The 21,317-nt window shown below is 67.6% G+C and carries 18 protein-coding genes and 2 pseudogenes; 8 read left to right on the top strand and 12 right to left on the bottom strand.

Features of this window, described 5'->3' with window-relative positions; genetic code table 11:
- Positions 1-170: 170 nt before the first annotated feature.
- The gene (locus ACH4YP_RS05005) at positions 171-1,343 is read left to right on the top strand and encodes a magnesium and cobalt transport protein CorA (RefSeq protein ID WP_398489393.1); all 1,173 of its coding nucleotides are present in this window, start codon (positions 171-173) and stop codon (positions 1,341-1,343) included.
- Positions 1,344-1,969: 626 nt separating this feature from the next.
- Entirely contained in the window at positions 1,970-2,215 is a 246-nt protein-coding gene (locus ACH4YP_RS05010) for a hypothetical protein (protein ID WP_398489394.1), read from the top strand.
- Positions 2,216-2,239: 24 nt separating this feature from the next.
- Here the strand turns inward: ACH4YP_RS05010 and ACH4YP_RS05015 are convergent.
- Positions 2,240-2,536, bottom strand: a pseudogene (locus ACH4YP_RS05015) (NAD-dependent deacetylase); the annotation flags it as partial.
- A gap of 834 nt (positions 2,537-3,370) precedes the next feature.
- Here ACH4YP_RS05015 and ACH4YP_RS05020 point away from each other — a divergent pair.
- The 3 genes from ACH4YP_RS05020 to ACH4YP_RS05030 are packed head-to-tail and all read left to right on the top strand — an operon-like array spanning position 3,371 to position 7,634.
- Positions 3,371-3,901: a DUF2690 domain-containing protein gene (locus tag ACH4YP_RS05020; RefSeq protein ID WP_398489395.1), complete on the top strand. Its 531-nt coding sequence runs from the start codon at positions 3,371-3,373 to the stop codon at positions 3,899-3,901.
- 59 nt (positions 3,902-3,960) lie between these two features.
- A complete protein-coding gene (locus ACH4YP_RS05025) occupies positions 3,961-6,945 on the top strand; it encodes a hypothetical protein (protein ID WP_398489396.1) in 2,985 nt (994 codons plus the stop codon).
- A gap of 32 nt (positions 6,946-6,977) precedes the next feature.
- Entirely contained in the window at positions 6,978-7,634 is a 657-nt protein-coding gene (locus ACH4YP_RS05030; RefSeq protein WP_398489397.1) for a hypothetical protein, read from the top strand.
- A gap of 78 nt (positions 7,635-7,712) precedes the next feature.
- On the opposite strand, the gene ACH4YP_RS05035 is transcribed toward ACH4YP_RS05030, so the two are convergent.
- From ACH4YP_RS05035 to ACH4YP_RS05050, 4 genes are all read right to left on the bottom strand, one after another.
- Positions 7,713-8,075, bottom strand: coding sequence for a hypothetical protein (locus ACH4YP_RS05035; protein WP_398489398.1), 363 nt, complete (start codon positions 8,073-8,075; stop codon positions 7,713-7,715).
- 11 nt (positions 8,076-8,086) lie between these two features.
- Positions 8,087-8,485, bottom strand: coding sequence for a hypothetical protein (locus ACH4YP_RS05040; RefSeq protein WP_361066011.1), 399 nt, complete (start codon positions 8,483-8,485; stop codon positions 8,087-8,089).
- An 81-nt stretch (positions 8,486-8,566) separates the two neighbouring features.
- Positions 8,567-8,857: a hypothetical protein gene (locus tag ACH4YP_RS05045; protein ID WP_398489399.1), complete on the bottom strand. Its 291-nt coding sequence runs from the start codon at positions 8,855-8,857 to the stop codon at positions 8,567-8,569.
- Complete coding sequence (locus ACH4YP_RS05050) at positions 8,766-10,955, bottom strand: hypothetical protein (protein WP_398489401.1); 2,190 nt, start codon at positions 10,953-10,955, stop codon at positions 8,766-8,768. Before ACH4YP_RS05050 ends, ACH4YP_RS05045 begins: the two co-directional genes overlap by 92 nt.
- Positions 10,956-11,152: 197 nt before the next feature.
- Here ACH4YP_RS05050 and ACH4YP_RS05055 point away from each other — a divergent pair, with 197 nt between their 5' ends.
- The 3 genes and pseudogenes from ACH4YP_RS05055 (at position 11,153) to ACH4YP_RS05065 (ending at position 13,297) form a co-directional block, all read left to right on the top strand.
- Positions 11,153-11,722: a hypothetical protein gene (locus ACH4YP_RS05055; RefSeq protein ID WP_398489403.1), complete on the top strand. Its 570-nt coding sequence runs from the start codon at positions 11,153-11,155 to the stop codon at positions 11,720-11,722.
- 551 nt (positions 11,723-12,273) lie between these two features.
- A pseudogene (locus tag ACH4YP_RS05060) lies at positions 12,274-12,471 on the top strand (CorA family divalent cation transporter); the annotation flags it as partial.
- A 640-nt stretch (positions 12,472-13,111) separates the two neighbouring features.
- The gene (locus ACH4YP_RS05065) at positions 13,112-13,297 is read left to right on the top strand and encodes a hypothetical protein (RefSeq protein ID WP_361066014.1); all 186 of its coding nucleotides are present in this window, start codon (positions 13,112-13,114) and stop codon (positions 13,295-13,297) included.
- A 994-nt stretch (positions 13,298-14,291) separates the two neighbouring features.
- Here ACH4YP_RS05065 and ACH4YP_RS05070 read toward each other — a convergent pair.
- From ACH4YP_RS05070 to ACH4YP_RS05100, 7 genes are read right to left on the bottom strand one after another with little or no spacing between them, the layout of a single operon-like run.
- Positions 14,292-14,705 carry an MFS transporter gene (locus ACH4YP_RS05070; RefSeq protein WP_361066017.1) on the bottom strand — a complete coding sequence of 138 codons (414 nt, stop codon included), beginning with the start codon at positions 14,703-14,705 and terminating at the stop codon, positions 14,292-14,294.
- Positions 14,702-15,373 carry a sigma-70 family RNA polymerase sigma factor gene (locus tag ACH4YP_RS05075; RefSeq protein WP_398489404.1) on the bottom strand — a complete coding sequence of 224 codons (672 nt, stop codon included), beginning with the start codon at positions 15,371-15,373 and terminating at the stop codon, positions 14,702-14,704. The genes ACH4YP_RS05070 and ACH4YP_RS05075 overlap by 4 nt, the downstream gene beginning before the upstream one ends.
- Positions 15,370-16,959, bottom strand: coding sequence for an ATP-binding cassette domain-containing protein (locus ACH4YP_RS05080; RefSeq protein WP_398489405.1), 1,590 nt, complete (start codon positions 16,957-16,959; stop codon positions 15,370-15,372). Before ACH4YP_RS05080 ends, ACH4YP_RS05075 begins: the two co-directional genes overlap by 4 nt.
- A complete protein-coding gene (locus ACH4YP_RS05085; RefSeq protein WP_398489406.1) occupies positions 16,956-18,653 on the bottom strand; it encodes an ABC transporter ATP-binding protein/permease in 1,698 nt (565 codons plus the stop codon). The genes ACH4YP_RS05080 and ACH4YP_RS05085 overlap by 4 nt, the downstream gene beginning before the upstream one ends.
- Positions 18,640-18,870 (bottom strand): hypothetical protein, encoded by a 231-nt coding sequence (locus ACH4YP_RS05090; protein WP_398489407.1) that lies wholly within the window; start codon positions 18,868-18,870, stop codon positions 18,640-18,642. Before ACH4YP_RS05090 ends, ACH4YP_RS05085 begins: the two co-directional genes overlap by 14 nt.
- Positions 18,867-19,868 (bottom strand): cytochrome d ubiquinol oxidase subunit II, encoded by a 1,002-nt coding sequence (locus ACH4YP_RS05095; protein WP_398489408.1) that lies wholly within the window; start codon positions 19,866-19,868, stop codon positions 18,867-18,869. Before ACH4YP_RS05095 ends, ACH4YP_RS05090 begins: the two co-directional genes overlap by 4 nt.
- The gene (locus ACH4YP_RS05100; RefSeq protein ID WP_361066034.1) at positions 19,865-21,283 is read right to left on the bottom strand and encodes a cytochrome ubiquinol oxidase subunit I; all 1,419 of its coding nucleotides are present in this window, start codon (positions 21,281-21,283) and stop codon (positions 19,865-19,867) included. Before ACH4YP_RS05100 ends, ACH4YP_RS05095 begins: the two co-directional genes overlap by 4 nt.
- Positions 21,284-21,317: the final 34 nt, after the last annotated feature.

The following is a 21,317-nucleotide window of genomic DNA, read 5'->3' on the forward strand; positions in this document are numbered from 1 at the left end:
GCTTGCGGACAAGTTCTGTCCGCAACCCTTGCCGATCCACTACCCCGCGCACCCGCTCACGCCATTTGACCCGTATATCCTGCTCGGTGATCGCCTGGACGCACGTTCGACATGCTCGACTCGTTCGACATGCTCGGCAGACGCGACACATCAACTGGGAGGCTGCCGCGATGTCAGACCGCCGAGCCCGCCGCCCCGTGCCGCCTTCGGGTGGCGGCCGGAAGCCGGTGTGGCGGCGTGCCGTACCTGAGGCGACGCCACCGCCCGCGGATCCTCCGGCGCCGCGTCAGGCCCCGGCCGAGCCGGCGGCTCCCGCGGAGGTCGGCAGCGTCGTACAGGCGGCGCTCTACCGCGACGGGACGCGGGTCGCGAACCCCGCCACCCTCGCGGACACGTTCCGTGAGCTGCGGGAGCAGCCGGACGGCATGGCATGGATCGGCCTGGCTCGTCCGACGGAGGAGGAGATCCTCTCCCTGGCGGCCGAGTTCGACCTCCACCCGCTCGCGGTCGAGGACGCGATGGAGGCCCATCAGCGGCCGAAGCTGGAGCGCTACGGCGAGACGCTCTTCGTAGTGCTGCGCGCCGCCCGGTACCTCGACGCGTCGGAGGAGGTCGACTTCGGGGAGCTGCACGTCTTCATCGGCCCCGACTTCCTGATCACGGTCCGGCACGGCGCCGCCCCCGACCTGTCGGCCGTGCGCCGCCGCATGGAGGAGACGCCGGAGCTGCTGAAACTCGGCCCCGAGGCGGTCCTGTACGCGATCCTCGACGCCGTCGTGGACGGTTACGCCCCAGTCGTCTCCGGTGTCCAGAACGACATCGACGAGATCGAGACCGAGGTATTCGGCGGCGACCCCTGGGTGTCCCGCCGTATCTACGAACTCTCCCGCGAGATGGTCGAGTTCCAACGCGCCACCCGCCCCCTGGTCGGCATGCTGCACGGCCTGATGGCCGGCTTCGCCAAGTACGGCACCGACGAGGAACTCCAGCGCTACCTCCGCGACGTCGCCGACCACGTCACCCACACCAGCGAACGCGTGGACGGCTTCCGCCAGGCCCTCACGGACATCCTCACGGTGAACGCGACCCTGGTCACCCAGCAGCAGAACGCGGAGATGCGGGCCCTGGCCGAGGCGGGCTTCGAACAGAACGAGGAGATCAAGAAGATCTCGTCGTGGGCGGCGATTCTGTTCGCCCCGACCCTCGTCGGGACGATCTACGGCATGAACTTCGAGGACATGCCGGAGCTGGGCTGGAGCTTCGGGTACCCCTTCGCGATGGGCCTGATGGGGGTTGTCTGCGCGAGTCTGTACGTGATTTTCAAGCGGCGGGACTGGCTCTGAACTCGTCGCACCACGATCCGTCGCTCTTCGCTCTTTGCCCTCGCATCATTCACGGTTCGAGTCAGAATCGGCCGTGGGGAGTCTCTGGGGAGAAGTGATGCGGGTGATCTCCTCGTCCTGCCTCCGACGACCCCCTGACCAGGCGCTTTGGGCGTGAGCGAAGGCTGGGGAGAATCCGGGGGGGGAAACGAATGGCAGCCCATGCCTTACGCCGCCCACAAGGAGCCCGACTGGCTTCCTGTTCGGCGCTACCCGTGTGGCGTCGCCACTCCTGAGGCACATCACAGACAGTGACACTCACTCGCCACCCTGACGTAGCCCCGCTGCATTGCAGTTGCCCGTCGAACGCCGCTCCTCCGCCGAATGCATGGCGGGCCGTACACACAGCCGGAGGAGGCGTACATGTGAGGGCCACGTCCAGGCGGGCCTGACAGCGGCAAGGCGTCGGGCGACCGACAGTCCCCTCCAATGAAGGCCGTTCATCGGGTTCTGTACGAAATTCGGCAACGGCGTGCAAGGGCAGACTGTCAGGTGAGTTATCGCGCCAGGAGAAGAAGCCCGAGGACGACGCGCTCCGTAGTCTCGTCGCTGGGGTCACCAAGAACCTGCGAAGTGCCCGTGAGGCCATGGGTCGACTGATCGAGGTTTTGGAGCTGTACGAATGCAACCCGGGCAAGAGGCGGCCCGCCGACTTCGAGCGTCGGCATGGAGCCTTGGAAAGCGAGATCGAGGGTCTCCTGCTCCTCCTTCCGGCTTTGGCCGAAGCCCTCTATGAAGATCCTCGACGTTACGGCTACGTGCATCGCCGCCCACAGATATCGCTCCGAATCGAGCGCGATGAATCAGACAATCCCGGCAGCGCGACGGGATGAGCCCGCGGCGAACGACACCTGCACTCACCGCGACAGCTCCGGCAGCGCCGTGCCGATCGGCTCCCCCATCACTCTGTCGGCCCGATCATCGTATGGCGTCGCCTTGACGTTGACGCTGACAGCCGTGCACCGCGGTCGACGGCCACACTGCCAGCGGGCTGCGCCTGGAGGCTGTTGCCGATCACGATGAAGACCTGGCACCCCTTGGTGATCGCTACCGCCTCGCTGAGAACGCCTGTCCGAACCACCCACCTTCAAGATGCCGCCGCACTCCCAGTACGGTGGAACATCCTCAGTGCTATCGACGACCGCACAGTCGTCGTCGATCATCAGGAACCCACGGGGCGTTGGACGAGCCCGTACTGCCGTATAAAGCCGAAAGACGCCCGTCAGCAGTGGGAGCCCTCTGGGACTTTTCTGGGACTTCCGGCCCCATCAAACGGCACGAACGTGAAACAGCTGAAAGGTCATTCGCACAGGTCAGCCACCATCAGCCACTCATCGCGGCAGGTCACCGCGCTCGCTGGTCTCTTCCGGGACATCTGAGGGCCAACACCTGAGGGCCGGACGTCCAAGGCCGAACATCTGAGGGCCGGACGTCCGAGGGCGGGCGCCCAACGACCGGGCGTCCGCGGGCGGGGCACCCGTCGGCAAGGTGTGCTGTCGGCGGGATCGGCCGGTTTGGTGCGATACCCGTCGGCAGCTCCCGGGCTCCCACCCGATGCCGGTGCCGGTGCCGATGCAATTCCTTCCCAAAGCTTTTGCTTCATAGGTTTTAAGACGGCGTCCCAGATCGCCGGGACACGGAAACCCGTGCCGTACGAGGCGACCGGCGGCGGGTGCGATTTCAGGCCACGGATTCCCCGGCACGTGGCCGAACTCCGCCAAAGCCCGGCACCTTCTCGCGCGACCTCCTCGCGGCGATGACCAGCGCGTCCATGCCCTCCTCGACAGTGGCGACGCGGAAGTGCGTGCCGTACGCACCCAGCCCGGATCAGGTGCATGTAAGCCGCATATAACCCCCTTGCACGGCTGTCGTGTTCACGTAAACTGCGTGCGTTCTTTCCGACGCCCGAGTCGGAAAGGGACAACAGGGATGACCGCGGTCATATATGCCGCGTTCGACGCGGTACGGCGAACGAAAGATCTGAGGTGATGTGCGTGCATCGTGTACGCAGATACGGGCCGGCGGTGGCCGCAATAACACTGCTGGCCGGAGCCTTACAGGGAATTGGGGCCTCCCCGGCAGCCCCAGCCGACTGCTGGCGAGCCACTTGTTCGGGCAAGGATCCCATTCAGACGGGATGCGACGACGACGCCGAAATTCTTCAACAGGTGACCGAGGCCGATGAATCGGTCGCGGTGCGGCTGATGTGGTCACCGGATTGCCAGAGCGTGTGGCTGAAGCTCTCACGCGATCTCGACACGTCCCCCGACTACGTGTTCGGAACGCTGTGGACAACACGTGATCCCGACGGTGGCGTCCAGGACTACGACACCACGGGACTTCTCACCGACGGTGTCGCAGGCGCCTACACCAAGATGCAGAACTGGAAGGCCACGACCGCGAAAGCGTGTTGGAACGACGTCAACGCCCAGTACGACCCTGCGCCGCTGCAATACATCAAGAACAACAACAACGCGAGTCTCCCGCTCGTGCACGGTCTTTGTACGGACTGGATGTAAGGAAGACAATGCGCAGAAGAGGTCTCAGGAGATATTTCTCCGCGAACCCACTGTTAGTCATGAGCGTGGTGGCGGCCTCCGCCGCTCTGGTCCCGCTCGCTTCTCCGGACAACGCGGTGCAGACGGCCGCCACCGCCGCGGACGGTACGACACCCCGCCTGTTCTCCGCGCCCGGCAAGGATCTGGGATCGGACTACACCTCGTCGTCGGACGCGATCGTGCAGGCCACCGGTGATGCCGAGGGACTTCACATCCTCGCGGCGAAGGAGGACGACGGGTTCTCCTTCTACGAGATCGCCCGCCTCAACCGCAAGGACCTCTCCGAAGTCGGCCCGTGGACCGGCTACGTCTGCACCACGGGATCAGGGAACTACGCGGCAGCGGTCTACGCGCCGTCGACCTGGTCCAACCAGCCCGGCGCGTACGAGAACGGTGCCTTCGCCGCGGTGATCCGGCTCTCCGACGGCAAGGTCACCGAGGTTCCCGACCGCGTACAACTCGCGTACTTCACGCCGGGCTGTGGAACGGGCGACGAGGTGGCGTTCACCTCCAGTACGGCCACCGACAAGTCCGCCGGCGCGACGACGGTGACCTCGGTCGACGCGCCCACGGGATCGGTGTCCTCCCGCCGCACGGTCGACGGCTACCTGACGCACGTCACCCCCACCCAGCAGGGCACCGTCGGCGTGCTCGGCGGAAACCTCGTCGACCTCAAGGACAGCGGCAAGAAGCTGTCCGCCCGCAAGCTCGCCGCCGTGCCCGGCCCGATGTTCGCGCTGACCGCCGGTAAGAACGGCACCGTGGACGTCGGTACGGTCGACGGCAAGAGCAGCGTCATCTCCCGCTTCGACGGCAAGGGCTTCACCGAACTGGGCCGCGCCCCGAAGGGGAAGGTCAAACTGCTTCCCGTCGCCGGCGGCGCCGCGGTCGTCGGCGACGTGACGGGAATCGACACCAGCGACGCCCCGGGGCTTTCCGAGCACGCGGTGGACGGCCGCGTGGCCGGGATCTCCCGCCAGGGTCACCTGGTGACCAACTCGGTGTTCTCCGAGCAGATGAAGGGCATCACCACCCGTATCGGCGCGTCCTCGGACAAGGACGCCGGAACTCTGACCGTCAAGGCGACCGCGCTGAAGACCGGCGCGAAGGCCACCACGCTCGTGGACGCCGACCGCAAGCGGCCGGAGCCGACGTCGGATTCCTCGACGTCGGATTCCTCGACGTCGGATTCCTCGAGGTCGATGGACCCGGCCGCTTTCGTGCTGGCCGGAGGCGATGACGAGGACCCTCTCACCTGCGGTGAGGGCGGGCCGGAATCGCAGTGCCTGTCCGGGTCCGGCGCTCCCGTCTGGGGCAAGGTCGGGACGATGGAAACTCCCTGCATAGTCAAGCGCAACGACCCCAAGCGCCAGGCGCTCCAGCCCAGCGCGAACATGGTCGAGTGGGCGGTCGACCAGGCCGTGCACGGCGAACTGAAGGTGTCCCGCCCGCAGGACTGGCACTCCACCGGCCTCGCCGCGTACACCCCGCAGGGTCTGTTCCCCAAGCCGGGGCTGAACGGCGGAGGCGACATTCCCGCTCAGGTCATGCTGGGTATCCTCGCCCAGGAGTCCAACTTCAAGCAGGCGTCCTGGCACTCCGTGAACGGCGACTCGGGCAACGTCACCAAGTCGGACTGGTACGGCAACGAGAACGGCATCCACGGCTACCCCAACCGGGAGAAGGCCGACTGCGGCTACGGCATCGCCCAGGTCACGACCGGCATGTCCGAGAAGGACTCCCCGCGACTCGACACCCTGCGCGCGGGAGCCGTCACCACCGACTACGCGGCGAACATCGCCTCCGGTCTCAGCATCCTGGCCGAGAAGTGGAACCAGCTCAAAGCGCTGGGCATGAACACCAACGGCGGCAACCCGGCCTACATCGAGAACTGGTACACGGCGCTCTGGGGCTACAACTCCGGTGTCTACACCTCTGGTTCGGTCGGCCTGGGCTTCTTCAACAACCCGATCAACCCGCGCTACCCCGCCGACCGGCAGCCGTTCCTGCGCTACAGCTACGACGACGCCTCCCACCCCGGCGACTGGAACTACCCGGAGAAGATCCTCGGCTGGGCCGAGGTCCCGCAGATGACCTGGGACGGAGAAGAGTCGTATTCCGAGCCGGACATGCCGCTCGGCGGTGTCAAGGCCGCCCCGCGCGACCTGTTCTGCAACTCGTCCAACGCGTGCAACCCGGACGCGGCCGACCCGTGCCCGAGCTGGGACGCGAGCTGCTACTGGAGCGGCAGCGTGGACTGGATGGGCTCGCAGAGCACCGGGAACTCCAGCACCGAGAAGCTCAACTACTCGCTCGGCTCGGGAGAGCCGGAGCTGAAGAGCAAGTACGGTCACGGCCCGTGCATCGACCATCCGAGCGTCTACACCAACGCCATCATCGTCGACGACCTCGGTCAGCACGAGAACACCTACGGCTGCGGGGACTTCGAGGCCGCCGATGACGGCAAGTTCACCCTCCAGACCGGTGACAACATCACCACACTGAGGGACGACGGCACGTTCCGCGCGACGCCCTACATCGCGCCCATCGACCTTCACCAGCTCGGCGCCGGGTACGACCACCACGTCTACTTCACCCACAACTACCCGGACACCGACTACTTCCACAAGGTCACCGGCCGTTGGCAGGTCAACCAGGAAAAGCTCCCCTCCGGAGACGACATCGGCGGCGAGCGTTACAAGGTCTACATCCACCTGCCCAGCCATGGCGCGGAAGCGATCGTCCGGTACAACTTCATCCCGGGCGACAACGTGGCCGGCGCCGAATCCGACTACTGCCGGGTCAACCAGGGAACCCGCAGCGCCGGCAAGGACACCTGGTTCGAGATGGGCACCTTCTCCTTCTGGAAGGGCGGCCGGATCGAGGCGGACAACCTCCACGACGCCGGCACCGGAGACGACAACGTGGTGTTCGACGCCATCGCCTTCGTGCCGTTCAGCTCCTCCGATCCCGGCGCCTGCAACCTCAACGACGGTGGCCTGTGACACGCGCCGCCATCCGCGTTCCCGCCCTGCTGATGACTGTCGTCATCGGCTCGGCAGGAGCCGTCTCCTGCAGCCGGAGCGACCCCGGGGCGGCAGCGCCCTCCCGTTCGAAGACCGCGGCGTCCCGTCCTCAGCCGTCCACGACACCGGCTGTGCCCCGCGCCTCCGATCTGCCGAAGCACGCGGTGCCCGGAGACAAGCGGCCCAGCTTCGGCGCGGCCGACACGATGACCACCGGCTACACAGGCAAGGACTTCCTCGCCGGTCTGTCGAAGGACTGGAAACTGAAACTGGACAAGCCCGTCGAGCAGGAAATGCCCGACGGGAAGAAAAGGACGTATGTCCACGGACGCGGCGCGAACGGGCTGACGGTTTCGGCCGGATACGCCGATCACAAGGACATGTCATCTCTTCTGTGCAGAACCGGAACAAAGCAGTCCGGTGGCTTTGACTTCCTCGCTTCCTGTACGGGAATCGATGTGACGGGAGTCGACCACGGCAAGGCCTCTTCGTGGCTCAAGCAGGCGAAGAAGGAGACCGATGCCCTGTACGAAAAGGAGGTCGCCAAAACGGGTAACAAGAAGGAGTACATTGTCAGCGGCGTATTCGTCTCAGGGCCGGTGACGATGGTTCTGCACCGGGCGTACGACAAGTATTCACTGAGAATTCTCGGAGGCGCGGTCACGTAAAGCGTCACCTTGCCCCGGAATGCGAAGGTCCCCGCTTTCGTCAGCGGGGACCTTCACTCCGTGCGTGCTCCACCGGAGTCAGCACATGAGCTCATCGGACTTCTCCTTGTACTCCTGCATCTCGTCCGCCGTGTAGTTCGCTTCCTTGAGGCTCTGCATCAGTGACACTGTGTCGCCGCACAGGCGGAGACGCTGCCGATCAAGGTAGGACTTGACGCCTTCAGCGGTCAGCTCTTCCAGCGACCGCTTGACCTCGTCGCTCTTCTCGTGCGCGTAGGAGAACTCGATCCATTCCTTTTCATGGCCCGTCAGACGGGATGTGTCGACAGACGTGTCACCTCCCCCGCAGGAGGTGGCCATAAAGGCACATGCCACCACCGCGAGACATATACGCACTATCTTCACAATGCCCTCTTCTCCGCGAACTGCCAGGAAGCGCATTTTAGCGCACGTCAGGAACGCGTCTTCGGCATCTCGGCGAGGGAAGCCAAACCGCCCAGCCCCGCGAACAGGGCAATGTACAAGCCCGTGGCCATGTCGCCGACGTTGCCTTCCTCGACGATTTTGCCGCCGATGATCCACCAGGCCACGAAGCCGGCCACGACGAGCAGATGGTTGCCGCGTTCCCTCAGCAGCCGCATGCCCGCCCACAGCAGTACCGGCATCGACAGCAGACCGAGAAGACCCGCCAGCAGGCCCTCCAGCCACCCCGCGCCCATGGCGTCGCCGCTGGCCCGGGACACGTCGTCCGACCACTCCCAGAGAGAGGTCCACATCCAGTAGCAGACGGCAGCCGCCAGTGCCGACACGAGTGTGCCTTTCACCCCGCGGAAGACCCTGGCCTTCGTCATGGCCTCACCGTTTCACAGGGAGCGGACGCGGGCCCGAGTACGACTACTCGGGCCCGCGTCCTCAGAGCATTGCGCGATCGGTCAGTTCCCGGCGAGCGTGTGCTCCAGGGAGTCGGCGAACAGCCTGGCCCCGGCCACCTTCGGATGGAACGACTTCATGGAGGGTGCCACGTTGCCCGGCAGCCACTTCACGTCGCGGTTGTCCGCCCTTGAGTGCCCGGACAGCACGATGCCGTGGATCGATTCGGGATCACCGCAGATCGCCTTGCCGGCGAACTCGTCACGCGGGTCGCTGAATACGGCGTTCGCGCTGTACCGGCTGTTGGCGTCGTCGACCGCGTTCCCCATCTCCGCGGCCACGTCGTCGGCCATCTCGTTCAGCCAGGGAGCCTCCGAGGGTCCCGATACCGGGGATGCACTGGCCGTTGCCGTCCAGCAGCCTCGGATAGCCCATGAGCACGATCTTCGCGTTGGGCGCCCGCTTGTGGATCTCGTTGAGCGTGGTGACCAGACGCGGCCTGACCGTGTCGCGCGCCCACACCGGCGCCCACTGGTCGACCGGACCTGTCTCCCCGCTGGCCGCTTCCCCGGTGTCCGGATTCTCGTTGGGGAGGGAGTCGTCGTTGCATAACCCCGTCACGCCCAGGATGCAGTTCCGGAAGACGTCGGTGAACCGCATGTCGTTGCCACCGACCGACAGGGTGACCAGGGTGGTGTTCTGGTCGAGGTACCCCTTGTCCAGCTGGGCGAGTTCGCCGTACTGGGTGTTGCACAGGACCTGGAAGTAGCGGGCACCCCCGCATGCGATGAACTGGAAGTCCATGTCGGAGTCGCGGCTGTCCGCCAGTGCTCCCATCGACTTCGACCCGCCCGGCAGCGTGGCCTGACGCGCCCAGGCGAACTTCGAACGGTGGCACTTGTTCTCGGTGTCGGGCTGGGTCGAGTCGTAGAAGTCGGACTCCGGGTAGTAGTCGTCGCCGCCGTTCGTCGACGCGCCCTCACCCGAGGAGTAGGAGTCGCCCATGGCGACCACCTGGTTCTGCGGCTTGCCCGACATCGGCTGGAACCCGACCGAGTCCCATGCGACGTCCTCGGTGCCCGTGCCGTCGGCCGTCGCGTTCGACAGGGAAACGGTGGGCGTGCCGGTGAAGTTGAAGACGCCGATCGGCACCCAGGTGTTGGCCCCCACCCGCTGCGGCAGCGCGCGGTTCGGGCTCGTGGAGTTCGTACCGCCGACCTTGTACATGGCCTGGCGGGTGTGCGCGCCATGGTCGGGCAGGTGCACCCAGACACGCATCCAGCCCCGGTCCGACTTGTTCAGGGTCCATGTGCCGGTGGTCTTCAGACGGCTGCCGTCGGTGGTGCCTTCCTTGTTGGTGTGGGTGAACCAGAAGTGGTTGTCGTAGGCGGCACCCAGCTGGTGCAGGTCGATACGTGCCGAGGCGGAACCGAAGTCCAGGTCGAACGAGCCCGCCGAGGACACGCTGCCGCAGGAGCGGAGATCGGAACCGGCCGGCACCGTCCCATCGGCCAGGTCATCGACGATGTACGTCCCCGAGGGCAAGTCGGCCGAGCATTTCGGCGGGTAGGAATTGGCGTCCGCCTGCTCGGGATAGGTCGCGTCGAACCGGTGGATGGCGTTGCCGCACTGGGCGGCGGTCGTGCAGCTCTTCCACGTGGCCGCCTTCGTGTACCAGCACTTCAGGTACAGCGGATCCGACTCGCTCGGGTCGCCCGGCAGCAGGCAGGGGCCGCCGCCGGTGTTGTTGTTCGCACCCGTGCTGATCTTCGACGGGTCGCAGTCGTTGCTGCTGTCGCAGAACAGGCCGATCGGGGGCTTGGACGCGGTGCGATAGGCGTTGCTGTTCCACCACGCCTGGCGGTAGCCCGCCTGGAAGTCGCCGGGCGCGAACATCGCCGACAGGGGGCGTGCGGACCAGCCGATGACCTTCTCCTGGTAGGGCCAGTCCTGCGGGTGCGCGGCATGGCTGTAGTCGTCGGCGCCGGCGGCGTCCTCCAGGAAGGGAGTGCGGTTCTCCTTCCACAGCGGGTTGGCCGGGTTGTTCGTCCAACCCAGGCCCCACTTGCCGGAGTTGCTGCCCGCTTCCGACTTCGGGTGATAGCCGGTGTTGTACGACCAGAGGGCCGCGAACCAGTTCTCGATGTACTTCGGGTGGCCGTCGTTGATGACGATCCCGTCGGCACGGGTCTGGTTCCACTTCTCGATCAGGATGTTCACGCCGGCCGCGATGTTCGCCGCGTAGTCGAGCGCGACGGCCTCCTGTTGCGTGGTCGTCATCGTCGGCTGGCCCTTGCCCGGCAGCCGCATGCCGTCGGTGACCTGCGTGACACCGTAGCCGCAGTCCGACTCGGACCAGTCGATCGCCCACGGGTCGGTCTGTGAGCCGTCGGCCGAGTACTTGACGCCGTAGAAGTTGCCGATCAGCGAGTTGGCCGTGACACCCGGCACGGCGTAAGCGGGTGGCCTGCCACATGTTCGACTCCTGCGCGGTGACACCGAGCATCACCTGAGCCGGTATGTGCCAGTCCGCGCCGCTTCCCCCGCTCAGCGAGCCCAGCGGGAACAGGGTCTGCGGGGCGTACGCCGGCATTCCTGTGTTCTTCCAGTCCGCCGGCCGGGTGGCGCCTCTGTTGAGGTTGCCGACGATGGCCTGGTCCACAGCCCACTCGATCTGCCGCGGGGTCGGCTGGAACGCCTGCTTCTTCGGGTTGTTGCGGGGTACGGAGCAGGTGCGGTCGTCGTCCACGGGCGAGGCCAGCGCCGACACGTCACCGGACGCGGTGGCCTTCGCGGCGAGCGCGGGACTCGGCGAGGTCGCGGCCCGCCGGTCGCTCGCGCTGCCGATGACGTCACCGGGCGCGGCATCCAGCACGATCGACTTCGCGGTGTCCAGGGCCTTCACCGTGATCCGCGCGGGACGGGCCGAGAAGGAGTCCTTCTGCGAGATGCGCGAGTCCTTGCCGTCCGCCCACGCCGTGGTCAGCGCGGCGGCGCCCTCGCTGGAGATACGGGCGTCCTTCGGGATGCCGCCCGGGTTGTGGATCGAACTCGGCAGTGTGCCGCGGTTCTTGGCGTCGCCGGTGACGTACACGGCCCCGTCCGGTGTCCGGGCGAGGTCGAAGCGGGTGAGCGAGCCCTGTGCGAGCTGGGCGGCGCGCGCCTTTCCGTCGGCTGTCCTCAGGGCCTCGGTACTGACGCGGGAGACGGCTGCCTGACCGGTGGCGGCGGTGGCGGCGGCTGTCGTGCCCGCCGCCTTGTCCGCCGCCTTGTCCACGGGCAGGCGGTCGATGAAGGTGACGCCGCCCTCGGCGTCCGGCTTGAGCTGGAACGGCACCGTGTGTGTGGGGGCCACGGTTCTGACCGTCGTCCCGTCGATGCGTACGATCTGCTTGCCGCGTGCGGCGACGACGTGACCGTCGACCGGGACGGCCGAGGTGACCTGTCCGGCGACCGTCGCCGTGTCCGTCTTCCCGGTGCGGGCATCGGCTGTGATCAGCCGGGTCTCGTTCTTCTTCGAGGCGACCTCGTCGGTGAACTGCGAGAACACGATGTCCTCGCCGGTGCCGCAGCCCGGGGAGAAGTAGCCGAGCGTCGCCGTGAACGGCAGTTTGCGGACCTCACCGTTGGTCGCCCGTCAGCCCTGGGAGTCCCCTGGGACTTTTCTGGGACTTCCGGCCCCATCAAGCGGCACGAACGTGAAATAGCTGAAAGGTCATTCACGCAGGTCAGAGGCAAATGGAGTCGCATTGCCGCAGGTCAGCGCCCCCAGGTAGACAACTTCAAGAAGATCTCGTCGTGGGCGGCAATCCTGTTCGCCCCGACCCTCGTCGGGACGATCTACGGCATGAACTTCGAGGACATGCCGGAGCTGGGCTGGAGCTTCGGATACCCCTTCGCGATGGGCCTGATGGGGGTTGTCTGCGCCAGCTTGTACGTCATCTTCAAGCGGCGGGACTGGCTCTAGATCCTCGCGTGACGCTCAGTTCTTGTTCACGCTCTGCTCGCGCATCCCTTGCGGATCGAGCCAGGAACGGCCGTGGGGAGTCCCTGGGGAGAAGTGATGCGGGCGATCTCCTCGGCCCTGTATCCGACGAGCCCCTGACCAGGTCTTCTGGGCGTCAGCGAACGCTGGGGGGAATCCGGGGAGAAACGACAGGCAGCCCACGCCTTGCGTCACCGACAGTGACATCCATGCGCCACTTGGCGCTTCCGGCAGCTGGACCTGACCGCGACGAGCGCGTCGCGAAGGCTCAGAGACTCTCCACACCCCGCGCCGTGCCGCAGAGCGGCAACAGGGCAGGCTCCTTCTAAGCACATACTCCACCGCCTCGACGCGATGTCTCCCGTCCGTGCCAAGAAGCCGGACTTACCGACGCCGTGCTGACAGCGCTCGCACCAGCGGGGAGAGAACTTCCCGACCCGAAGCAGAGCACCGACACCGCTGCCGCGGCCGTATGCTGTGAACTGGTCGGCCGATGTTGGAGTTTGGCGGTAACGGACGACCGGCATCCTGGTGACAGGACCGATCAGCCCGTAACCTCGCGACCTTGGGCAAAACGCCAACGGCCCATGCTGACCGACGCGTTGGATGTAACTTTGCCGGCATGAGCAGCGACATCCACATAGACCGTGCCCCGTCCTCCGGGGGCGGCATCCAGATCACGGTCAGCCTTTCCCCCACGGTCTTGGCCAAGCTCCAAGAGGACGGCTCCTGGACAGAGTCCATCAGCGAAGGCCAGGTCACCGGCGACGGCCCAGCCATCACCCAGATCGAGTTCAAGGTGCCGTAGGCACCAGGCAGCCGCTCGGAAGGCACCATGGCCGAACCAGAGGGTCCGGCAAGTGGCAGGGACGGAAGGAAGGCCGGCGAGCCGGGAAGCTGTCCGCCTCCACCCGCACGGACGGTGTTTACGACTCCTCGGCAGCATTGCTCCACAGACGCAGCGTCTCGAGTTCACGCCCAGATCCTTGGCCACGGCCACCACCGGACGTGTCGGACTGGCGCGGTACAGCACAATGGCATCGGCCCGGAACTCAGCCGAGCCCATGTAAGTCCCGAACGGGAATTCCTGTGTCTCTGGAACTTCCGAGATCCAGTGTCCTTCGAGACGCAGCGCGGGTAGCGGCGGACGGTGTCAGTGAGGTTCCGTCTACGCCAGGCGATTGACCAACCGATCGCCCTGTACGAGCTGAGCGCGCGGCACACGCCCGGCCGTCAGCACCTGCTCGCACACTCCGACGGTTGAATATCGCAGAACAGCAGCGGCTCCGGCCCGAGCACCCACCGTCCTCCTCGGCGCACGCTTCGTCAAACGGAGGAACGGGGGGGCGGCCGTGGGGTTTGAGGACCCCCGCGTTCGCCGGGGCAGGGGGCTGATGCGAGTAACGCATGAGGTCGAAAGTACCGACCAGGGCTTGGTCTACCGAGCCACCAACCGCGGCTCTGGATTCGTCGGCATCCTACGTCGCTCAGCTGCAGGATCGTGCGCGCTGGGCAGTTCGGTGGCGTACGCCCCGCACTGACGCCCGCGCGGCTTCCCAAGCGACGCCCCCGGCAGAAGATCCCGCCACAGGCCACATGGCAGAGAGCGACATCCGGGGGCTGGCGAGTTGATCAGCACTCGACGGACCGCGGGGGCAACGCCGGCTCGACACCAACCGCGCTTCTCACTCGGTGCCTCGCCGGGCGACGATGGCGGCCCACCGGGTGGTGTAGCCGATCAAGGAGCCGGAACCCGCGGGTCGGGGGACGGTGACTCCGCCAGACCGAGTGCTCAACTCGCCTCAGCAGGGCGCCTCGTGGGCTGCCAGGATCGCACCTCCGATGCCGGGGGCGAACGCGCAGGCCAGGGCTACGAGGGCGAATCCGGCGCAGCCGCCGATCAGCAGCCCCCGCCGGCCGAGGCTGTCGCTGACGGGGCCGATGACGATCTGGCCGACGACCACGCCGGCGAGGAAGGCCATGAGCGTCAGCTGAATGGCGGAGCTGCTGGTGTGCAACGTGCGGCTCATCGCCGGGAAGCCGGGTACGTACATGTCGATGGCCGGCGGGCCCACTGCCGTCAGACAGGCGAGAACCGCGAGGAGACCCCGCTCACGCCCGACCGGCTGAGGCGCGGCAAGGGCATGGCTTCCGGCTGGGGCGGCCACGGACGGGGAACTCGTGGCGCTGCGACGGAGGATCTTCCGGATTGTCATGCGTGGTCACATCGCTTCCGCTCACCGCTCCGGAAGCGGCCCGCCGGGGCGAGCCGGTGCTCGCGGGCGTAGCCCTCCAGCAGCGAGCGCAACTGGCTGCGCCCCCGGTGCAGTCGGGACAGCACCGTGCCGACGGGGGTCCGCATGATGTCGGCGATCTCCCGGACGGTGAAACCCTCGATGTCGAAGAGGTACACGACGATGCGGAAGTTCTCGGGGATGGCCCGCAGCGCCGCTTCGACGTCCGCGTCGGGCAGGTGGTCGAGCACTTCGGATTCGGCCGTACGCAGACCCGTGGACGTGTGTGACTCGGCACGGGCCAGCTGCCAGTCCGCCGGCTCCGCCGTGCCGTCGTACTGCGGCCGACGCCGCTGGCCGCGGCGGGAGTTGAGAAAGGTCGTCGTGAGGATGCGGTACAGCCACGCCTTGAGGTTCGTACCCTCGCGGAACTGGTGGAACGAGGTGTAGGCCCTGGCATACGTCTCCTGGACGAGGTCCTCGGCGTCGGCCGGATGGCCGGTCATGCGCAGGGCGGCCGCGTAGAGCCGGTCGAGGAACGACAGGGCCGGTTCGAAGCGGGCCTGGAGCTCCGCATCGGACCACGCCGAGTCCTGCGGGCCGCAAACGGTGTCCTGGGCGGCTCCGGAGAGGGATCGTGTTGTGGTCATGGTGCCTCCTGGGAGGTGTGGTCGAGCGGCAGCCGGGTCATATGTCCGGCCGACTCAAGGCAGGCCGGTACGTCGTGCAGGGCGAGGACGACGGTGGTGTCGGGCAGGTTCGCGAGGATGCCGAGTACGTGCCGGGCGGTTCGGTCGTCCAGGCCCGTGGTCGGTTCGTCGACGATCAGGACGTGCGGATGGCGGGCCAGGGCCCGGCCCAGGTAGACCCGGCGGAGCTCCCCGCCTGAGAGTTGCCTCCCGCCGGGGCCTACGGGGGTTCTGGCGGTCAGTCCGCTGTCGCTCAGCCGCAGTTCGGCAAGGCGTTCGTCGATCTCGTCGTCGGTCAGGGCGGCGTCGGCGAGACGCCAGTTGGATCCGAGTGTGCCGGTGAAGAGGTGGTCGTCGGCGGCGACGGCCACGACGGCGGGCCGGCTCTCGCGGCCGTCGGTCGCTTGCCGCAGCGACGAGGCGAGGGCTCGGAGCAGGGTGCTCTTGCCGCTGCCGGAGCGGCCGGTGACAACGAGCACCGCGCCTCGGGCGACGGTGACACCAAGGACGCGCCCCGGCCGGAGGGCCATCGGCGGAAGGGGGAAGTCGGCGAAGCCGATGCCCTGCTCGGTGGACCATGACCGCATCGCCGGAGAGGCGGGATCGCTCGCGGGGCGCGGCAGGTTTGCCGTGAGCCTGCGATGTGCGGCCTTCACGATGGCTCGGGCTTCGGCCGCGGTCGCCAGTTGCTCGGCCTGGGACAGCACGCCGAGAGCCAGCAGAGCGACGAACACGAACGTGGGGGCGTCCGGTGCGCTGCCGACAGCAACTGTGGCGGTGAGCGTGGCCGTGCCGATCAGGCCGATGGCCAGCGTGGTCCGGTGCCTGTGCCGACCGGCCGCTTCCCGTGCGGTGTCGAGTCGGGTGAACCTCGTCGTCGTACGCGCCGCCAACCGCTCGGCGGCGCCGAGCGATGCCAGCTCCGTCCATGCGTCGACGGCGGTGACGAGTTCGGCGCGCAGCGCCTTGCGGGTGTGCTGCTCGGCTTCGCGGGCGGTACCGGGCGTACGGTGGGCGATCACCGCCATGACGACAACGCCGGCCAGGAGTACGGCTGCCGGCACGACGGACGTGGACACCGCGACGGCGAGGACAGCACCGACAGTCAGCGCGGCGGTGACGGCGACGGGAGTTGTGCACTCGATCAGCGCCATCCCGTCGCTGTCGGCATCGGCCATGCTGCGGTCGAGCAGTTCACCCGACCACAAGCCATCCACCTGTGCCCGGTCGCCGGCCGCGGCACGGTCGAAGAGACCGGCCCGAGCGGTGGCGATCCGGCGCAGAGCGGCCGCGTGCAGCACCAGCCGCTTGCTGTAGTTCCCGGCGACGCGGGCCATGGCGAAGGCGCGCACACCGCCGCTGGGGGCGATGTAGGAGAAGGAACTGAACGTGGCCGCCCCGGCGACGGCGCAGGCGCTGATGAACCAGCCCGACAGACCGAGCAGTCCGGCGGAGGACAGTTCGGCGACGACCGCGAGCGCCAGCCCGCCGGCTGCGAGGGAACTCGCCCGCCGACCACGGGCGTTCGGGCTACGGCTGCTGCTCATCGCGCGTTCACCAGCCTCGCTTCGTGCAGGAGGCCGTCGTCGATCGTGAGCACGATGTCGGCCGCGGCGGCCAGCAAGAAGGAGTGGGTGGCGACGATGACGGTGCAGCCGTCGGTGGCCCGCCGCAGGGCCTCGGCGACCTCGCGTTCGCTGTCCGCGTCGAGGTGGGCGGTCGGCTCGTCGAGCAGCCAGAGCCGGGCTCCGCGCAGAAAGGCGCGGGCGATGGCGATCCGGCGGGCCTCACCGGTCGACACACCCCAACCGCCCTCACCGAGCCGGGTGTTCAGTCCCTCGGGGAGCCTCTCGATCACGCCGCTCAGCCCGGCTGCGTCGACAGCCCGCCGGATCTGCCGCTCGGTGGCCTCCGGACCGCCGAGGCGGATGTTGTCGCGGACGGTCGCGTCGAGCAGCACGGTCTGCTGTCCGACCCAGGCACATCCGCCGAGGGCCGGAGCCTGTCGTACGGACGAGGTCTGCCACTTGACCGAGCCCGCCGACGGCCGACGCAGGCCGGCGATCAGCGACAGCAGTGTGCTCTTTCCGGAACCGGAGGCACCGGTGATCGCGGTCCAGCTGCCCGGTGCGAACTCGACGTCGGCATTGACGGTGTCGTGGTCGGCGCCGCCGAAGCGGAACCGGACCGCTGTCAGCGACACACCGACCGGCTCGGTCAACCGCGGGCCGGCTGCCCGGGGCACCTCGGCCGGGGTGTCCTTGACGATGCCGCGGACGGCGCAGGCCGCGACCGTCGCGCGTTCCCGCTGGTGGAAGGCGGAGGCCCTGGCGCGCATCGGGGCGAAGTACATCGGACACACCAGCAGCACCAGCAGACCCGTGAACAGGTCGAGCCGTGGTGCGTGCGGCACCTGCACATAGCCGAGCAGCGACAGACCGATGTACGTGGCGTTCACCGCGATGGAGAACGTGATGACGACGTCCATGACCATCCCGGACAGGAAGGCCCGGCGCAGCACACTCAGCGTCGCCTTGTTCAGCCGCTCGGCGGCCGTGGCCAGCGTTCGGCCGCGCCGGCCGACCGCGCCGAGTTCGCGCAGGGTCCGCATGCCACGGAAACTGTCGAGCACCACGGCGTTCAGGTGCCGGGTCGCGGCCGACTGCCGGTCCGCGCCGTGCTGGGCGAACAGTCCCGCCAGGCGCATGTTCAGGGGCAGCAACGCGGTGGTAAGGACGAGCACGATCGCAGCCGGCCAGTGCACCGCGGCCGTGACCGCCAGTACGGCGACCATGGACAGCGATGCCGACCGGCTCATGGGCGCGGTCTGCGCATGGAAGTCGGCAACGTCTTCGGCCAGATCGACCATCGCCCACGCGGCCTCGGCCGGACCGGCCTCGCTGATCCGCCCGGCGGTCGGCAGCAGAGCCCCCGTCAACTGCTGCCGCAGACCGGTCGCGACGGCACGCGCGCCCCGCTCGGCGAGCGTGCCGGCCGTCCAACCGGCGCCCACCGCCAGCACACTCGTGACTGCGAATGCCACCAGGCCCCACGTCTCGTGCGCCCCGGCCCGGTTCATCACAGCCTGGGCCGTCCATGCCAAGGCGCCCCAGCGTGTGATCGTGAACAGCGTCTCCAGCGTCCTGAAGGTGCCCGACAGGCGAAACCAGCGCCGTCCCGGCGCGGCGCAGGCGGCGAGCCAGGCGTCGTCGCTCTTCTCGTACATCTCATTCGTCGTCATGAGGCCGCCGCTCGTCGACGATCCACGCGATGCCACCGGTCAGAGCGATGGCGATCATTCCCAGGGTGGTCAGCAGTTGCGAGTGGACCTGCCGGTAGCCACCGAACATCCCCTGGCAGACGAAGTAGGCGAGCAGGCCCAGCACGGTCCAGGCGACCGCGGAGAGCAGACGCAGTACGACACGGACCGGCGTAGGGAGTGAGCTTCGGGCGGTCATGAGTGCGCTCCCGCGGTGTCGAGCTTTCCGGCGAAGGCCCGGTGGGCAAACACGTTGTAGGCCAGCACCAGTGGCATGTTCAGGCCGATGCCCACGAGGATGAAGACCATCGTGGAGTGCGGGCCGGCCGCGCTGTCGACGGTGAGGCCCGGCGGCAGGAGCACCGGGTAGCGGGCCACGCCCAGGGCGAGGAACACGGACACCGTGGCAATCACGAGCCCGCCGAGCGGCAGCGTCTCTGCCGCCCCGGACTGCCTCTTCCATGGGAACGTGACGAGCGAGGTGGCCGCTCCCCCGGCGGCGAACAGCAACAGGACCGCGAACGCGAAGGCACGCCCCGGGCTGTCGAGGTTCAGCGGTGCCGCGGTGGTGTCGACGGTGACGAGGACAAGGGCGAGCAGCGCTCCGGCGACCGCCGTGGCGATCACGCCCCGTCGTCCCGCCGACTCCCGCAGCGGTCCGGACGACTTGTGCTTGGTGTAGGCGTAGCCGAGAGCGGTGTACGCGGCCGTGACAGTGAGCCCCGACAGCACACAGAACCAGCTGAAGGCCCCGAAAGCCGACCCGGTGTAGACGTCGCCCCGCAGATGCACCGCCGAGGTCAGCGTCCCCAGGGCGAAGCCCTGTGCGAACGAGGCCAGCAGCGACGCAACGCCGAAGGCGACCGTCCAGCGGGGAGCCGGCGGTGCCTGGGACGCCATCTCGACACTCACGCCGCGCACGATGAGGGAGAACAGCACCACGGTCATCGGCAGGTAGGCGTGCGGCAGGATCGCGCCGAAGGCCAGGGGGAAGCCCGCCCACAGCGCGACGCCGAGCAGGATGAGCCAGGTCTCGTTGCCGTCCCAGCCCACCGCGACGGACTCCAGCATGTGCCGCCGGTGAGCGGGGTCTCGTTCGAAGAGGGTGGCCACGCCGACTCCGAGGTCGTAGCCGTCCAGCACGACGTACATCAGGAGACAGACGAGTACGGTCGCCGACCAGAGGGTGGTGGTCATCGCGCCGCCACCTCCCGGGAGCCGAGCGGTACGGGAAACTCCCGCGGTACGCCGTCCTTCGCGAGGCCGGTGTCCGGCAGGTTCTGCGGTGGAGGCTCCCGCCCGGGGTCGTCGCGTTCCGGGCCGGTGCGCATGGTGCGGACGATGTAGGCGACGTAGGCCACCAACATGATCAGGTAGAGCAAGGAGAAGCCGATCACGGAGAACAGCACTTCCCCGGGTGCCAGGTGGGACACCGCGGCCGACGTGCGGAGCTGCCCGAACACGATCCACGGTTGCCGGCCTGCCTCGGCGGTGACCCAGCCTCCGAGGATGGCCAGGATCCCCACCGGTGTCGTCCACAGAACGAACCGGTGGAAGCGGCGCGCGGTCCACAGGCGGTTGCGCATGCGCAGGACCGTGGCGGCGAACGCCGTGCCGAACATCAGCACGGCCGCCAGGAACATGACGCGGAAGCCCCAGAAGGTCGCGGCCATGTCCGGCCGGTCGGCGGCCGGAGTGAGCTTGAGGCCGGGCATGGCCGTCTTGCAGGTGAGGTCCTTGGCGATGTAACTGCCGAGGCAGGGAATGTCGAGTTCGGCGATGTTCCGCGCGGCTTGCTGGTCCGGAACGGAGAACAGGACGAAGCCGGTGTCACCGTTGTCCCAGTTTCCTTCGATCGCCTCCAACTTGGAAAGCTGGTGGGGCAGTTCATGCCCAGCCACGCCGTCGCCGAGGTAGAGCTGGACGGGCAGCAGCAGCGCGGCGATCCCGAGCGCGATGGACATCGAGCGGCGGGCGAATCCCTTCGCACGCCCCTTGACCAGGTACCAGGCCGAGATGCCGGCCACGAAGAACGACGCCGAGATCAGCACGGCGGCCAGCATGTGCGGCCAGCGCCAGATGAACGACGGGTTGAAGATGACGCGCATCCAGTCCGTGGGCTCGAACTGGCCGTGGACGACCTTGAATCCGGCTGGTGTCTGCATCCACGAGTTCGCCGCGATGATCCAGGTGGACGACAGCACGGTGCCGACCGACACCATCACGGTGGACACGAACATCGTGCCCTTGCGGACGCGGCCGTCCCCGTAGAGCAGGACGCCGATGAAGCCGGCCTCGACGAAGAAGGCGGTCACGACCTCCATGCCGATGATCGGCCCGATGATCGGGCCCGTCTTCGCGCCGTACACGCCCCAGTTGAGACCCATCTGGAAGGTGATGACGGCTCCGGCGACCACGCCGATCGCGAACCCGACGGCGAAGATGCGCCGCCAGAACCGGAACATCTGGAGATAGACCGCCCTGCCGGTACGCCAGTACAGGCCGTAGACGACCGACAGGAAGATCGACAGGCCGACGGTGATCGCCGGGAAGGTCATGTGGAACATCACGGTGATGGCGAACTGCCATCGCGACAAGTCGAGAAGACTCATCACTGCTCCCTTTCGTAAGGGGCGGGTTGGCTGG

The organism is Streptomyces sp. NPDC020747, from assembly GCF_044334695.1.
In the GTDB taxonomy this organism is placed as follows: Bacteria; Actinomycetota; Actinomycetes; order Streptomycetales; family Streptomycetaceae; genus Streptomyces.